At 70.5% G+C, this 12045-nt stretch carries 13 protein-coding genes; 12 read left to right on the forward strand and 1 reads right to left on the reverse strand.

Translation table 11 applies throughout. From position 1 onward, the window contains the following. Window positions 1-26: 26 nt before the first annotated feature. The 9 genes from ychF (at window position 27) to ACOTKD_RS17840 (ending at window position 9570) form a co-directional block, all read left to right on the forward strand. Window positions 27-1115 carry a redox-regulated ATPase YchF gene (gene ychF, locus ACOTKD_RS17800; RefSeq protein ID WP_424889951.1) on the forward strand — a complete coding sequence of 363 codons (1089 nt, stop codon included), beginning with the start codon at window positions 27-29 and terminating at the stop codon, window positions 1113-1115. A gap of 291 nt (window positions 1116-1406) precedes the next feature. Continuing rightward, window positions 1407-2159 carry a GntR family transcriptional regulator gene (locus ACOTKD_RS17805; RefSeq protein WP_424889952.1) on the forward strand — a complete coding sequence of 251 codons (753 nt, stop codon included), beginning with the start codon at window positions 1407-1409 and terminating at the stop codon, window positions 2157-2159. Between the two features lie 271 nt (window positions 2160-2430). Beyond that, the gene (locus ACOTKD_RS17810; protein WP_424889953.1) at window positions 2431-4098 is read left to right on the forward strand and encodes an APC family permease; all 1668 of its coding nucleotides are present in this window, start codon (window positions 2431-2433) and stop codon (window positions 4096-4098) included. Window positions 4099-4332: 234 nt separating this feature from the next. Next, window positions 4333-4515: a hypothetical protein gene (locus ACOTKD_RS17815; protein ID WP_058046052.1), complete on the forward strand. Its 183-nt coding sequence runs from the start codon at window positions 4333-4335 to the stop codon at window positions 4513-4515. 420 nt (window positions 4516-4935) lie between these two features. After that, entirely contained in the window at window positions 4936-5340 is a 405-nt protein-coding gene (locus tag ACOTKD_RS17820; RefSeq protein ID WP_424889954.1) for a (deoxy)nucleoside triphosphate pyrophosphohydrolase, read from the forward strand. 143 nt (window positions 5341-5483) lie between these two features. Continuing rightward, window positions 5484-5924: an ATP-binding protein gene (locus ACOTKD_RS17825; RefSeq protein ID WP_424889955.1), complete on the forward strand. Its 441-nt coding sequence runs from the start codon at window positions 5484-5486 to the stop codon at window positions 5922-5924. A 170-nt stretch (window positions 5925-6094) separates the two neighbouring features. Then, on the forward strand, window positions 6095-8656 hold the full coding sequence (locus tag ACOTKD_RS17830; RefSeq protein ID WP_424890176.1) for a SpoIIE family protein phosphatase: 2562 nt from the start codon (window positions 6095-6097) through the stop codon (window positions 8654-8656). Between the two features lie 77 nt (window positions 8657-8733). Further along, window positions 8734-9108, forward strand: a complete 375-nt coding sequence (locus ACOTKD_RS17835; protein WP_424890177.1) for a helix-turn-helix domain-containing protein — start codon at window positions 8734-8736, stop codon at window positions 9106-9108. Window positions 9109-9156: 48 nt separating this feature from the next. Beyond that, window positions 9157-9570: a VOC family protein gene (locus ACOTKD_RS17840; RefSeq protein ID WP_424889956.1), complete on the forward strand. Its 414-nt coding sequence runs from the start codon at window positions 9157-9159 to the stop codon at window positions 9568-9570. Here the strand turns inward: ACOTKD_RS17840 and ACOTKD_RS17845 are convergent. After that, window positions 9567-10109 carry an ATP-binding protein gene (locus ACOTKD_RS17845; RefSeq protein ID WP_424889957.1) on the reverse strand — a complete coding sequence of 181 codons (543 nt, stop codon included), beginning with the start codon at window positions 10107-10109 and terminating at the stop codon, window positions 9567-9569. The two genes, ACOTKD_RS17840 and ACOTKD_RS17845, sit on opposite strands and share 4 nt — an antisense overlap. Window positions 10110-10332: 223 nt before the next feature. Between ACOTKD_RS17845 and ACOTKD_RS17850 the strand changes: the two genes are divergently transcribed. From ACOTKD_RS17850 to ACOTKD_RS17860, 3 genes are all read left to right on the forward strand, one after another. After that, window positions 10333-11184 carry a helix-turn-helix domain-containing protein gene (locus ACOTKD_RS17850; protein WP_424889958.1) on the forward strand — a complete coding sequence of 284 codons (852 nt, stop codon included), beginning with the start codon at window positions 10333-10335 and terminating at the stop codon, window positions 11182-11184. A 12-nt stretch (window positions 11185-11196) separates the two neighbouring features. Continuing rightward, window positions 11197-11388: a hypothetical protein gene (locus ACOTKD_RS17855; RefSeq protein ID WP_424889959.1), complete on the forward strand. Its 192-nt coding sequence runs from the start codon at window positions 11197-11199 to the stop codon at window positions 11386-11388. Between the two features lie 376 nt (window positions 11389-11764). After that, entirely contained in the window at window positions 11765-11956 is a 192-nt protein-coding gene (locus tag ACOTKD_RS17860) for a hypothetical protein (protein ID WP_424889960.1), read from the forward strand. The last annotated feature ends 89 nt before the right edge of the window (window positions 11957-12045 follow it).

The raw sequence follows: 12045 nt of genomic DNA on the forward strand, positions 1-12045 counted from the left end.
CTTTGGAACCTACGGGAAGTCGCCACGTGTCGCTCACGATCGGAATCGTCGGTCTGCCGAATGTCGGCAAGTCGACCCTGTTTAACGCCCTGACCAAGAACGACGTGCTGGCGGCCAACTACCCGTTCGCCACCATCGAGCCGAACGTGGGCGTCGTCGGCGTCCCCGACGCCCGGCTGCAGAAGCTGGCGGAGATCTTCGGCTCGCAGAAGATCCTGCCCGCCACGGTCGACTTCGTCGACATCGCGGGCATCGTCCGCGGCGCCTCCGAGGGCGAGGGCCTGGGCAACAAGTTCCTCGCGAACATCCGTGAGTCCGATGCGATCTGCCAGGTCATCCGCGCCTTCAAGGACGAGAACGTCGTCCACGTCGACGGCAAGGTCTCGCCCAAGGACGACATCGAGACGATCAACACCGAGCTGATCCTCGCCGACCTGCAGACCATCGAGAAGGTCCTGCCGCGCCTGGTGAAGGAGTCGCGGATCAAGAAGGACGTCGCGCCCAAGGTCGCGGCGGTCGAGGCGGCGAAGGAGATCCTGGAGCGGGGCGAGACGCTCTTCTCGGCGGGCATCGTCCAGGGCTCGGGCAAGGAGGAGCTGCTGCACGACCTCCACCTGCTCACCACCAAGCCCTTCCTCTACGTCTTCAACGTCGACGAGGACGAGCTGACCGACGACGCCTTCAAGGACGCGCAGCGCGCCCTGGTCGCCCCGGCCGAGGCCATCTTCCTCAACGCCAAGCTGGAGGCCGACCTGGCCGAGCTGGACGAGGAGGACGCCATGGAGCTCCTCGCGTCCGTCGGCGCCGAGGAGCCGGGCCTGGCCACCCTCGCCCGCGTCGGCTTCGACACCCTGGGCCTGCAGACCTACCTGACGGCCGGTCCCAAGGAGTCCCGCGCCTGGACGATCAAGAAGGGCGCCACGGCCCCCGAGGCGGCCGGTGTCATTCACACCGACTTCCAGAAGGGCTTCATCAAGGCCGAGGTGATCTCCTTCGCCGACCTGGTCGAGACCGGCTCGGTCGCCGACGCCCGCGCCGCCGGCAAGGCGCGCATGGAGGGCAAGGAGTACGTGATGGTGGACGGCGATGTCGTTGAATTCAGGTTCAATGTCTGATCTGTCCTAATTTGCCCCACTCTCAAAAGAGGCCGGCCCCGCGGGGCCGGCCTCTTTCGTTGCCAATTTGAGTAACGCAGAGTGTTTTGCCGCGCGGCCTGGGTATGCATCGCCCGGTGCATATTTGCGGATGTGCCGGGGGGTAGTGCTCGCCGCATGTGTGGGTGCCGCCGCCAACTAAGCGTCCCTGAGCTGCAATTCACTACATCTAGTGAATCCATGGCCTTGAGTTGCGGATCGCAACCATGGGTTGCCAAGCTGTTGCGGACTGTCAACCTGTTGGGAGTGGCCGTGGCCTTCGGTGACCAGCCCGCGTACCTTCGAGTGGCCGGCGATCTGCGTCAGAAGATCGTCGCCGGCGAGTTGCCGCCGCATACCCGGCTGCCCTCCCAGGCGCGCATCCGGGAGCAGTACGGCGTCTCGGACACCGTGGCCCTGGAGGCCCGCAAGGTGCTGATGGCGGAGGGCCTGGTGGAGGGCCGGTCCGGTTCCGGCACCTACGTGCGCGAGCAGCCCGTCCCGCGCACCCTCGTCCGCACGGGGTACCGCCCGGCCGGCGAGTCGACGCCCTTCCGCCAGGAGCAGGCGGACAGCCGGGTCAAGGGCACCTGGGAGTCGCGCAGCGAGCAGGTCCCGGCGGATGCCGTCGTGGCCCGCCGCCTCCGCATCGCCACGGGCGACCGCACGATGCGCACCGACTACGTCTTCCGGGCCCAGGGGGAGCCCGTCATGCTCTCCACCTCCTGGGAGCCCCTGTCCGTCACCGGGCGCACGCCGGTGATGCTCCCCGAGGAGGGGCCGCTGGCCGGCCGCGGCGTGGTCGAGCGCATGGCCGCCATCGACCTCGTCGTGGACAACGTCGCGGAGGAGGTCAGCGCCCGGCCGGGGCTCGCGGAGGAGGTCCTGGCGCTGGGCGGGGTCCCCGGCCACTGCGTCGTCGTCGTCACGCGGACGTTCTTCGCGGGGGGCTGCCCCGTCGAGACGGCCGAGATCGTCGTCCTGGCCGATCGCTACCGCGTCGCGTACCACCTGCCGGTGAAGTAGCCGTGACGGGACTGTGAAGCCGTCATGACGCGGCTGTGACGTACGGACGGTGCCGTTGTCCCGGCGCCGTCCGTACGTTCTTTACTCGCGGGTAAGTAGCGCATGGTATGTCCAACTTTGACCCGGTTACTCCGGGTCAATTTTTGTGTTGCAAAACTCACATACGCCCAGGTCAGAGGCTTTTCGCGGAATCAAGACGTCCAAATCGCTCGTACGATGGCGCGGTTTGTGTCCTGCCGTGGGGGAGTAGAGAGAAAAGGAGATCCGGGGCTTGAGTACCGAACAGGGTTCCCACTCGAATTACCGCCGGACCTTGGGCACGACGGCCCTGACGGCCGTCGGTCTCGGGTCGATCATCGGCTCCGGCTGGCTTTTCGGTGCCGAGCGCGCCGCCGTTCTGGCCGGGCCGGCTGCCATCTTCGCCTGGGTCATCGGTGCCGTCGTGGCGCTGACCATCGCCCTCACCTACACCGAGCTCGGCTCGATGTTCCCGAAGGCCGGCGGCATGGTGCGCTACGGCCAGTACTCGCACGGCTCGCTGGCCGGCTACATGGCGGCCTGGGCCAACTGGATCGCCATCGTCTCCGTGATCCCGGGTGAGGCGACCGCCTCGATCCAGTACATGAGCTCGTGGAAGTTCGACTGGGCGGGCAAGCTCTTCGACGGCAAGGAGCTCACGGGCACCGGCCTCGCCGCCGCCAGCGTCCTGGTCGTCTTCTACTTCTTCCTGAACTGGTTCGCGATCACCCTGTTCGCCAAGACGAACAACGCGATCACCGTGTTCAAGGTCGTGGTGCCGGCGCTGACCGCGGGCGCGCTGATCTTCGCGCACTTCGACACCAGCAACGTCGGCTCCGCCCACGGCGGCTTCGCCCCCAACGGCTGGAGCGCCGTCTTCAGCGCCGTCGCCGTCGCGGGCATCGTCTGGGCCTTCAACGGCTTCCAGTCGCCGCTGAACATGGCCGCCGAGGCCCGTAACCCCGGCAAGTCGCTGCCCAAGGCCGTCGTCGGCTCCATCCTGATCGCGCTGGTCATCTACATCGCGCTGCAGGTCGCCTTCCTGATGGCCGTCCCGGCCGCGGACCTCTCCGGTGGCTGGAACACGCTGGCCTACAAGTCGCCGCTGGCCGACCTCTCCATCACCTGGGGCCTGAACTGGCTCGCGCTGCTGCTGTACGCGGACGCCTTCATCTCCCCGTCCGGCACCGGCATGATCTACGCGGCCACCACCTCGCGCATGATCAACGGTGTCCAGGAGAACGGCCACCTGCCGAAGGTCTTCGGCAAGGTCGACCCCAAGACCGGTGTGCCGAAGCCGGCCCTGCTGCTCAACCTCGTGATCTCCTTCGTCTTCCTGGCCGTCTTCCGCGGCTGGGGCTCGATCGCCGAGATCGTCGGTGTCGCCACGGTCATCTCGTACATCACCGGCCCCGTCGCCGTGATGTCGCTGCGCCGCATCGCGCCGGACATGAAGCGCCCGGTCAAGCTGAAGGCCATGCCGGTCATCGCCCCCATCGCGATGATCTTCGGCTCCCTGGTCATGTACTGGGCCCGCTGGCCGCTGACGGGCAAGGTCATCTTCATCATGGCCATCGGTCTGCCGATCTGGGCCTGGTACGAGCTGCGCAAGCCGTGGGCCGAGCTCAAGCCGCACCTGCAGGCCGGTGCCTGGATGGTCACGTACCTGCTGGTCATGGCCTTCGTCTCGTGGGCCGGCGGCACCGAGTTCGGCGGCAAGGGCTACCTGGCCGAGGGCTGGGACATCGTGGTCGTCGTCCTGATCGCGCTCGCCTTCTACGCCTGGGGTGTGAACAGCGCCTGGCGCAACCCGACCCTCGTCGCGACCGAGAAGGAGATGGCCGCCGCGGAGGCCGCCGAGGCCGCTGCGGGCTCGGGCGACGCGGAGGGGTCCTCCGAGCCCTCCATGGCGAAGTCGTAGCCGGTACGACCTTCCGTGCCGCGCAGGGGCGGCCGAGGGCCCGCAAGGGTCCCCGGCCGCCCCTTCTCGCATCCGCGCCCCCGGGACCCGGTGGCCGAATGCGTGCCTCTTCGTAAAAAACCGTATCCGCTGCGTAAAGGTCGGGCGTACGCTCGGGCATATGCGTACTGCGGTTTCTCCGGGAAAAGCCAAGGGGTGTGCGCCGGCGCTCGTGGCGGCGGGAAGGCAGGGGCGATGACAGACAGCGGACCGGTCCTGCCGTGGCTGGTGATCCGCCAGGACGAGAACGGCAACCGCTACCGCGTGGGCCGCTACGCGACCAGGACCGAGGCGGAGAAGGTCGTCGGCCGCCTGGACGGCGACGGCGGCCGCCGCCGGCTCTACATAGTCGAACGGGTGGGACGCGCGGCGTCCTGACGGCGGGCCCTGACGGCCGGCGTGCCGGTTCGCCCGACCGGGCATTCCGCCGGGCCCGCGCGGTCGCCCTCCCGCTCCGGGGCTGCGGACCTTCGTGCCGGTTCTGGTAACCAGGCATTCCGCCGGACCCTCGCCGTCGTGGTCCCTCGCCGTGACGGCGGACCCTGGGGCTGCGGACCGGCGGTGCCGCGCCGTGTCCGGAGCAGCCGGAAGCACTGCCCGTCGCGGGGGCATCGCACCATTGTGGCGAGGTGATTCCTCCGGCCGCCGCGGCAGGTGGTCCCGCCGTAGCGGCGAAGTGCCGCGATGCTGCGGACCGGCCGCCGTACTGCGCGCCGGCCCGGTGCCGCGCCGCCGCAGGCGCCCCGCGCCAAACGCCCCCGGTGAAGCGCCCGCCGCGAGGCGCCTACGCTGCTCTGCATGACGAACGTACGCGTAGTGGTGGGAGCGGCCCTGCTCCACGAGGGCCGCCTGCTCGCCGCACGGCGGAGCGCTCCGCCCGAGCTCGCCGGCCGCTGGGAGCTGCCCGGCGGCAAGCTGGAGCCCGGCGAGAGCGCCGAGCAGGCGCTCGTCCGCGAGCTGCGCGAGGAGCTCGGCGTGGAGGCCGAGCCGCTGGAGCGCGTCGGCGGCGAGTGGCCGCTGCGCCCGCCGTACGTGCTGCACGTGTGGACGGCCCGGCTGCTCGCGGGCGAGGCGCGCCCGCTCCAGGACCACGACGAGCTGCGCTGGCTCGCCCCCGACGAGGTCGGCGACGTGGACTGGCTCGATCAGGACCGCCCCGCCGTGGCGCTCGCGGCGGGGCTGCTCCGGCGCGCGGAGACGTGAGCGGGGCGCACTCCGCTACGCCATCTGCCGCACTGGTGACCAGCTCGGACCGCCGGAGAAGGTAGTCACCACCCCATACCGGGTATGTGCTGATTATTCACCCTGAACCGGGTAAACCCGGCGGGTCCGCAGCGGTCTGGGAAGTGGTCGGCGTGAATGACAGCGCAGGGACCTTGGCGTCGACGCCCGGCTTCGCCGAATGGAGCTTCCCTGCCGAGCCCGGGGCCGTCCGCACCGCCCGCACCCTCGTCCGCGACACCCTGCACGACTGGGGCATGGACGGCGTCAAGGACGTGACGGTGCTGCTGGTCAGCGAGCTCGTCACCAACTCCCTGCGGTACGCGAGCGGACCGATCGGGGTAAGGATGTACTCCCACGCGGGGCCCACCCTTCTGGTGGAGGTCTCCGACCCGCTCCCCGACCCGCCCCGCGAGCGCGTGGCCGACCCCGACGACGAGGGCGGACGCGGTCTGCAGCTCGTTGCATGCGCCTCCCGCCGGTGGGGAACCCGACGGGGCAGGACCGGCAAGACCGTATGGTTCGAACTGGGCTTGCCCGGCCACCCGCACGGGGATGACCCCTAGCGGGTTGAGACCGTGCTGTGATCGTGAAGTCCGTGTTCCGAAGGGCCCCTGTGCTGGATACTCGGCCTTCTGATGCCGGTGCGAGCACAAGAGCCGGAGGGGACGGGCACGTGAGCGAAAAGCCAGCGGGTGCGGCGGGTGGTTCGGCGCAGGGATCGCGCGCCGCGGAGATGTGGCAGAACAACCCGCCCGGATCCCTCTACGACTACATCCGCGTCGCCTCCTTCTCCCTCGGGCCCGACGGACGGATCGAGCAGTGGAGCGAGCGCGCGGCCGAGCTCTTCGGGATAACGGCCCGGCACGCCGTCGGCAAGGACCCGCTGGAGGTGCTGGCCCCGGCCGGAGCGCACGGCCGCGGCCGGCGCCCCACCGCGCCCTTCATCGCCGAGGGCGGTCTCGACGGGCGCGAGTGGACGGGCCTGATCCCGTATCAGCGGGGCGGCGGTCACGACGCCCATGACGGGCAGTCAGCGCACGGCGCCGGTGAACCGTCCGGGTCCGGCCTCGCCGAGATCTACGTGATGCCCACGCAGAACGAGCGCGGGGAGCGCGCCGCGCTCTGCGTCGCCGTCGACGTCCGGGCGCTGCGCGGAATAGAGACCGACATCGCGGCCTCCGAAGCCGTTTTCGGCCAATCTCCGCTGGGATTCTTCTTCTTCGGCACCGACCTCACGCTGCTGCGCGTCAACGAGAGCTTCGCCCAGACCTTCGGCCGCCCCGCTGACTGGCACCGCGGCCGCACCCCGCACGACTTCCTGCCCCGCGGCGAGGCCGAGCGGCTCACCGCCGCACTGCGCCAAGTCCTCGACACCGGAAAGCCGGTGTCGGACCTTCAGCTGGTCGGGCCCGTGCCCGGGCACGCCGAGCGCCGCCGCTGGTCGGTCTCGCTCTACCGGTTGCACAGCGGCAGCGGGCGCCCCATCGGCGTCGCCGCGCTCGCCACCGACGTCACCGGCCGCCGCCGCGCCGAGCGCGAGGCCGCCGGCGTCCGCCGCAACCTGGCCCTGCTCAACGAGGCCGGCGCCCGCATCGGCAACTCCCTGGACTTGGAGACCACCGCCCGCGAGCTGCTGGACGTCGCCGTCCCCCAGTTCTGCGACCTCGCCTCCGTCGACCTCTACCAGGGCCTCCTCGCCGGCGACGAGGCCCCGCCCGGCCTCGCCGACGGCAGCGCCGAGCTGCGCCGCGTCGCCTACGCCAGCGCGGTCTCCGGGGCGCCCGTGGCCGGCGGCGAGAAGCCCGTCCAGGTCGGCGAGGTGCACCGCTACGCCTTCCACTCGCCGTGCGCCGCCGCGCTGCGCACCGCGCAGGTGCAGGTCATCCCGCGGCAGGAGGGCGAGGACGGCCCCGAGCTCGGCGCCGTCGTGCAGTCCACCCTCGCCGTGCCGATGGTCGCCCGCGACACGGTGGTGGGGCTCGCGCAGTTCTCCCGCACGAAGGGCAGCGAGCCGTTCGGCGAACGCGACACCGCCCTCGCCGTCGAGCTGGCCGCCCGCGCAGCCGTCTGCATCGACAACGCCCGCCTCTACCGGCGCGAGCACGAGCGCGCCGTCATCCTCCAGCGCAGCCTGCTGCCCCCCGGCGACCCCGAGGCCGCCGGCCTGGAGATCGCCTGCCGCTACCTGCCCGCCAACGCCGCCACCGAGGTCGGCGGCGACTGGTTCGACGTCATCGAGCTGCCCGGGCACCGCACGGCCCTGGTCGTCGGCGACGTCATGGGCCGCGGCCTGCGCGCCGCCGTCGCCATGGGCGAGCTGCGCACCGCCGTCCGCACCCTGGCCATGCTCGACCTGGAGCCTGCCGAGGTCCTCTCCGCCCTCGACGAGATCGCCCACGGCCTCGGCCGCCCCGGCGGCGGGCAGTCCTCCACGCGCGGCGTACGCGGCGGGGTGCGGGCCGCCGACCTCTCCGAGGTCTACCTGGCCACCTGCGTCTACGCCGTCTACGACCCCGTCACCCGGCGCTGCACCATCGCCAACGCCGGCCACCTGCCGCCCGTCCTCGTCCAGGCCGGCCGCCCCGCCGAGCTGCTCGACGTCCAGCCCGGCATGCCGCTCGGCGTCGGCGGCGAGCTCTTCGAGGAAACGGTCGTCGAACTGCCCGACGGCGCGCTGCTGGCCCTCTACACGGACGGCCTCGTCGAATCCCGCGAGCACGCCCTGGACGAGGGCCTGGAAGCCTTCCGCGAGGCCCTCACGGGCCCCTCCCGCCCCCTGGAGGAGGTCTGCGAGCACGTCCTCGGCGCGCTCGACACCCACCACGGCGAGGACGACATCGCCCTCCTCATGGCCCGCCTGCGCGGCCTCCCCGACGAGAACGTCGGCGACTGGACCCTCCCCGCCGAACCCCGCTCCGTCGCCCGCGCCCGCGAACTCGCCCGCGAACAGCTCCCGCAATGGGGCCTGGACAACCTCGTCGACACCACCGAACTGCTGGTCAGCGAGCTCGTCACCAACGCCCTCCGCTACGGCGAGGGAGAAATCCGGCTGCGGTTGCTGCTGGACCGCACCCTCGTCTGCGAGGTCTGGGACGGCGGCCTCGTCCAGCCCCGGCGGCGGCGCGCCCGCGACACCGACGAGGGCGGGCGGGGCCTGCAGCTCGTCGGCATGCTCAGCGCGGCGTGGGGCAGCCGCCGCACCCCCCACGGCAAGACGGTGTGGTTCGAGCTGGCCCTCCCGGACGGCGAGTTCCCGGCCCCGGACGCGGTGGAGGCGCTGCTGAGCCTGTACTGACGGGTGAGTTCGTACCGGCCGGGGCGTGATGGGATGACGAGGTGAACCGCACCGCCGCCGAAGACAGCAACCGCCGCATGCTGCGGGCCCGGGACGCGATGGACCGCGCGTACGCGCAGCCGCTGGACGTCCCGGCCCTGGCCCGCATCGCCCACGTCTCGGAGGCGCACTTCACCCGCACCTTCCGGGCCGTGTTCGGCGAGACCCCGCACCGGTACCTGCAGCGCCGCCGCGTCGAGCGGGCCATGTTCCTGCTGCGCGAGACCGACCGCAGCGTGACGGACATCTGCTTCGAGGTCGGCTTCGGCAGCCCGGGGACCTTCAGCCGCACGTTCCGCGACATCGTCGGCCGGTCGCCGAGGACGTACCGCAAGGAGGCGGTGTCCGCGGCCGTACCGACGTGCTTCGCGATGGCGTGGACGCGGCCGGCCGAGCGCTTGACCGCCGGCTGAGCAGTTTCGGATAAGTTTCCGGGGCGGTCCGTCGGTAGCGTGATCCCCATGTTCAACGCCATCACGCAATCGCAGATATACGTCCTCGACCAGGACGAGGCCCTCGACTTCTACGTCGGCAAGCTCGGCCTGGAGGTCGCCGCCGACGTCGAGCTGGGCTTCATGCGCTGGCTGACCGTCAGCGTCCCCGGTCACCCGGAGCGGCAGATCCTGCTGGAGAAGCCGGGAGCCCCGGCGATGTCCGAGGAGACGGCGCGGCAGGTCCGCGAACTGGTGACCAAGGGCGCGATGGGCGGCTGGCTCATCCTCACCACGGACGACTGCCGCGGCACGTACGAGACGCTGGTGGCCCGGGGCGTCGAGTTCACCGAGGAGCCGACCGAGCGCCCGTACGGCATCGACTGCGGCCTCCGCGACCCCTTCGGCAACCGCATCCGCTTCACGCAGCCGCGCGCCGCCTAGCGGCGCTTAGCAGCGCCGGGGAGGGGGAGGCGGGCCCAGACCCGGGTGCCCTCGGTGGCGGCGCCGCTCTTGCTGATGCCCCAGCTGCCGCCGCACTCGTGGACGAGTGCGGCGAGGAGGAGCAGGGTGCGCTTGCGCTGCGCTGTGCAGACGGCGGCTTGGTGGGGGTCGGAGTGGGCGTGGTGGGCGTCCCAGTTGACGATGCGGAGTGCGCCGTCGCACCAGCGGAGGGAGTGGTAGAGGTCCTGTCCGGGTGCGAACTGTGTGGCGCAGGCGACGAGTTCTCCTGCGATGGAGAGGGCGGGTTCTTCGATCGCGGTGAGGCCGTGGGCGCGCAGGACGGTGCGGGTGGTGGTCCGTACGACGGTGGCGGAGAGCGGGTCGCCGGGGACGGTGAAGCTGTAGGAGAGGGCGGAGGGGTCGGAGGAGCGGGGGTTGTAGGCGGGGCGGTGGGTGGTGGCGAGGGTGGAGGGGTTGGCGGGGGTGGGGGTGATGAGGGGGCAGAGGGCGTCGGGGGTGGTGTCGGTGGAGGGCAGCATGGGGCGGCTCCCGGGTGGGGTGTAGGGGTGCGAGCCGGTGGCCTGTCTCAGGGCAGGGGCTGTACGTCGCCCGTCCGATGCGCTTCCGGCTGCGGCGCGGTTGGCACTGAAGCTAGCCACGCGATGGCACCTGTGCCACATCATGCGTGGCTATTGCCTCGAACGGGTGAAGTGTGGCCAGCGCTTTATGAACGGGCCACGCGGAAGCGGTAGGAAGGGGCGCATGCCACCCAGGACAACGCCCAGCGAACGGCAGAAACGGCTCGGTGCCGAGCTGCGCAAGATGCGCTTAGCAGCAGGGGTTACGACCGAGCACGCCGCCGGGCTGCTCGGTATCGACCGCACGAAGATCTCCAACATCGAGTCCGGCGTCCGCGTCATCACGCCCGACCGGCTCCGTACCCTGGCATGCCACTACGCGTGCGCGGACGCCGACTACGTCGACGCGCTCGCCGCCATGGCCGAGAAGCGCGAGCGCGGCTGGTGGGAGCAGTTCCGGGGGACCCTCCCCGTAGGGCTGCTGGACATCGCGGAGTTGGAGTGGCACGCGACCCGGCTGCGCACTACACAGGTGTTGCACCTCCCAGGGCTTCTCCAGACGGAGGAGTATGCCCGTGCGATCTTCGCTGGAGCGCTTCCCACACTGCCCCGGCTGGAAGTTGAGCTCCGGGTGGCGCACCGGATGCAACGTCAGCAAGTCCTCGACGGGGCCGAGCCTCTGGAATACACAGGGTTCATCCACGAGGCCGCCCTGCGCATGCAGTTCGGTGGCAGTGTGGTGATGCGGGAACAGCTCGAACATCTTCTGCTCATGTCCGAGCGCGAGAACGTTGTGTTGCGGGTAGTACCTGTGGAAACCGGGGTGTTTCCCGGTGCAGGGAACACGATGGCATACGCCGAAGGGCCGGTACCTCAACTCGACACCGTGCAACTCGATGTGGCGGGTGGGCCGATCTTCCTGTCCGCGGAGGCGCAGATCGCCCGCTACCGCGCCCACCTGGACTGGATGGAACAATCTGCCCTCGACGTAGAGCAATCGCGTGCCTTCATCCACACAATCGCATCCGATCTCTGAAAGAAGGCAGCCATGTCGCACATCCACTGGGAAGACCCGTTCTGCGGCGACGGAAACAACTGCTTCCGAATAGGCACCGACTCCGCCGGCAACGCCTACATCGCCGTGAGCGGCGCCGAGGACCAGTACGTCACCGACACCCGTGACGCCTTGCGCGCGCTGATCCTGGACATCAAGGCCGGCAAGGCCGATCACCTGCTCTGACCGCGGCCGACTGTCCCTTCGTAGGTGCGGAGGTCAAGACAGGCTGGCGGCAGGGGAGGGGTGGGGCGGCCGCCGTACTCGCGCCGTCACGGATGCGGGCGCGTAAGGAGACCTCCCCATCAGCCCGGACTGATGGGGAGCGGGCTGCTGCCGCGATGTGGTTTCTCCCGTCGTGGGCGTTCCACTAGGCGCGCCTACGTTGTGGCCGTGCGGTCGGCTGACCCATGGAGGGGGGTTGCTCAATGGGGCCGTTGAGGCGCGCGGCTGGCGTCCTTGGCGCACTTGCACGCCGCGCAGCCCGGTCGGCCGGTGGATTTCCGCGCTGAGAGGGCACTAACCCCCGTGGACCTGCACCTGACCTCTGAAGGAGGGCACTATGTCTCACATCCGCTGGGAAGAGCCGTTCTGCGGCGCAGGAAACAACTGCTTCCGAATAGGCACCGACTCCGTCGGCAACGCGTACATCGCCGTGAGCGGCGCCGAGGACCAGTACGTCGCCGACACCCGCGAAGCACTCCGCGCGCTGATCCTGGACATCAAGGCCGGCAAGGCCGATCACCTCCTCTGACCGCGGCCGACTGCCCACCCCGCGGAGCGAAGAGGCGCCGCGCCGCCGCTTGAGTGCGGGGGCGCGGCGTCGGGCTGGTGCACGTGAAA

The organism is Streptomyces sp. XH2 (assembly GCF_049725035.1).
In the GTDB taxonomy this organism is placed as follows: Bacteria; Actinomycetota; Actinomycetes; order Streptomycetales; family Streptomycetaceae; genus Streptomyces; species Streptomyces roseoverticillatus.

Coding starts and splice junctions, on each gene's coding strand:
- ACOTKD_RS17815 (WP_058046052.1), top strand. CDS start 4,333: ATGACAGACAGCGGACCGGTCCTGCCGTGGCTGGTGATCCGCCAGGAC.
- ACOTKD_RS17820 (WP_424889954.1), top strand. CDS start 4,936: ATGACGAACGTACGCGTAGTGGTGGGAGCGGCCCTGCTCCACGAGGGC.
- ACOTKD_RS17830 (WP_424890176.1), top strand. CDS start 6,095: ATGTGGCAGAACAACCCGCCCGGATCCCTCTACGACTACATCCGCGTC.
- ACOTKD_RS17835 (WP_424890177.1), top strand. CDS start 8,734: ATGCTGCGGGCCCGGGACGCGATGGACCGCGCGTACGCGCAGCCGCTG.
- ACOTKD_RS17840 (WP_424889956.1), top strand. CDS start 9,157: ATGTTCAACGCCATCACGCAATCGCAGATATACGTCCTCGACCAGGAC.
- ACOTKD_RS17845 (WP_424889957.1), bottom strand. CDS start 10,109: ATGCTGCCCTCCACCGACACCACCCCCGACGCCCTCTGCCCCCTCATC.
- ACOTKD_RS17850 (WP_424889958.1), top strand. CDS start 10,333: ATGCCACCCAGGACAACGCCCAGCGAACGGCAGAAACGGCTCGGTGCC.
- ACOTKD_RS17855 (WP_424889959.1), top strand. CDS start 11,197: ATGTCGCACATCCACTGGGAAGACCCGTTCTGCGGCGACGGAAACAAC.
- ACOTKD_RS17860 (WP_424889960.1), top strand. CDS start 11,765: ATGTCTCACATCCGCTGGGAAGAGCCGTTCTGCGGCGCAGGAAACAAC.